This window comes from Cryobacterium cryoconiti, from assembly GCF_004403065.1.
Classification (GTDB): domain Bacteria; phylum Actinomycetota; class Actinomycetes; order Actinomycetales; family Microbacteriaceae; genus Cryobacterium; species Cryobacterium cryoconiti.
Genome location: NZ_SOHA01000045.1, coordinates 1 through 2,409, shown reverse-complemented (window position 1 = coordinate 2,409; position 2,409 = coordinate 1). Strand labels below are relative to the sequence as shown.

2 protein-coding genes are annotated in these 2,409 nt (G+C 70.0%); both read left to right on the top strand.

Annotated features, from left to right (window positions below):
• Positions 1-105: 105 nt before the first annotated feature.
• Entirely contained in the window at positions 106-819 is a 714-nt protein-coding gene (locus tag E3T49_RS16000; RefSeq protein ID WP_134425914.1) for a phosphatase PAP2 family protein, read from the top strand.
• A 109-nt stretch (positions 820-928) separates the two neighbouring features.
• Positions 929-2,206, top strand: a complete 1,278-nt coding sequence (locus E3T49_RS15995) for a saccharopine dehydrogenase family protein (protein ID WP_134425913.1) — start codon at positions 929-931, stop codon at positions 2,204-2,206.
• Positions 2,207-2,409: the final 203 nt, after the last annotated feature.

Here is a 2,409-nt window from a genome sequence, read left to right as displayed (position 1 = left end):
CGCGCCGCTCGCCGCCCCGCGCCGGCCGGGTGACAGCCTCCGCGCCGCGCACCGCACCGGGCCGCCGCGCGCAACTGCAATCCCACACCGAAATACCATGGAGTAATGATGAGCGAGCGTGCCCCCGAGACCGCAGCCACCCCCGCCACCCGGCGCATCGCCCGCCGCTGGCCTCTGGTCAGCGGGGCCGCGGCGCTGTTGCTGGCCGTGGGACTCGGCGCCCTGATCGTGCTGCGCGGCAATGGCAGCCCGCTCAAGATCGACGCCGAGTGGATGGACGAGATCATCGAGCACCGGGCGCCCATCTGGGAGTACCTCTCGCTCACGATGAACTTCCTCGGCGCGGGGATCGCCGGCGTGATCGTGATCCCGGTGCTGATCCTGGCGTTCCTGCTGCTGCTGAAGCGGCCGTGGGCAGCCGGCTACTTCCTGGCCGCCACGATCGTGAGTTCGGGTCTGGTGCAGGTGCTCAAGTCCCTGTTCGGTCGGGCCCGGCCGGAAGATATGCTGGTCGTGTCTGATTTCGGTTCGTTCCCCTCCGGCCACGTTGCCAACGCGGCGACCATGGCCGTCTGCCTGGGCATCCTGTTCCCGCGGGTCTGGGTCTGGCTGGCGGGCGCGCTCTACACGGTGCTGATGATGGTCAGCCGCACCTACCTCGGCGCACACTGGCTCACGGACACGATCGGCGGGCTGCTGCTCGGCGCCGCGGTGGCCGTGCTGCTGTGGGCCCCGGTCGCCGCGAAGCTGCAGGGCGAGCGCGAGCTGGCGGCGCAGCATCCGTCGCCCCTGCGAATTCGACGGAGAAATTCGGCCTAGAGCCCTGAATCAGGGCAAAAAACACGTGATTCGGGCAAAATCTCCGTCGAATCGGTTCGGGGCGACGTGCGGGGCAGACAGTGACGGATGCCTCCGGTAGCGTCCAAGCATGAGAATCCTCCTTGTCGGGGCGGGCGGCGTCGGCGACGCGTTCGCGAAGATCATCGCCAGACGCACGTTCTTCGAGCACGTCATCGTGTGCGACTACGACCTGGCCCGGGCGGAGCGCACGATCGTCGCGATCGGGTTGAAGCACGGGCACGCGGTGGCAGCCCGGTTCTCCGCCGAGCAGATCGACGCCGGCGACCCGGACGGGGTGGCATCCACGGCCCGGAAGCACGGTGCCACCCACGTGATGAACGCGGTCGAGCCGAAGTTCGTGCCCACCGTGTTCGCCGGGGCGCTCGCCGCCGGCTGCGACTACCTTGACATGGCCGTCAGCCTGTCCGAGCCGCACCCCACCGACCCGTACCGCCAGACCGGGGTCCTGCTGGGTGACGACCAGTTCGCGCAGGCCGCCGACTGGGAGACCGCCGGCCGCCTCGCCCTGGTGGGCATGGGCGTCGAGCCGGGGCTCTCGGATGTCTTCGCCCGCTACGCCTCCGACCACCTGTTCCGGCAGATTGAGGAGCTCGGCACGCGTGACGGCGCCAACCTGGTTGTGCGCGACGATGCCGGGAACGAGATCTTCGCGCCCTCGTTCAGCATCTGGACCACGATCGAGGAGTGCCTGAACCCGCCGCTGATCTTCGAGAAGGACCGCGGCTGGTTCACCACCGAGCCGTTCAGCGAACCGGAGATGTTCGACTTTCCGGAGGGCATCGGCCGGGTCGAGTGCGTGAACGTGGAGCACGAGGAGGTGGTGCTGATGCCGCGCTGGCTCGACGCGAAACGGGTCACCTTCAAGTACGGCCTCGGCGAGGAGTTCATCGGCGTGCTGAAGACCCTGCACCTGCTCGGCCTCGACCGGGTCGACCCGGTGCGGGTGCGGAGCGCGGCCGGCCCGGTACTGGTCGCCCCGCGTGACGTGGTGGCCGCCTGCCTGCCCGACCCGGCCACGATCGGCCCGCGGATGACCGGCAAGACCTGCGCCGGGGTGTGGGTCACCGGCACCGGTCTCGATGACAGGCCGCGCGAGGTCTACCTCTATCACGTGACCGACAACGAGTGGACGATGCGCGAATACGGCACCCAGTGCGTGGTCTGGCAGACCGCGCTGAACCCGGTGATCGCGCTGGAACTTCTGGCCGCCGGCACCTGGGGCGGCATCGGCGTGCTCGGCCCGGAGGCCTTCGACGCGAAGGCGTTCCTCGACCTGATGAGCGCGCCCGAATCCGAGGGCGGCTACGGCCAGCCCTGGGGGATGGAGGACCGGCTGGCGTCCTGACGCAGCCCGCGAGAGTGCCCGTTCCGGTCGAGAGTGACCGGTCTAGCGGTCACTCTCGACCGGAACGGGCACAGACTGCGCGGCGCTGCTTGCGCGGCGCTGCTTGCGCGGCGCAGCCTGCCCGGGGCTGCGCGGGGGCTGCGCCGTTTCGCGCCCGGCGTGCCATCCGCGCAGCGGCGCAGCACCCGCGTGACGCGGATGCG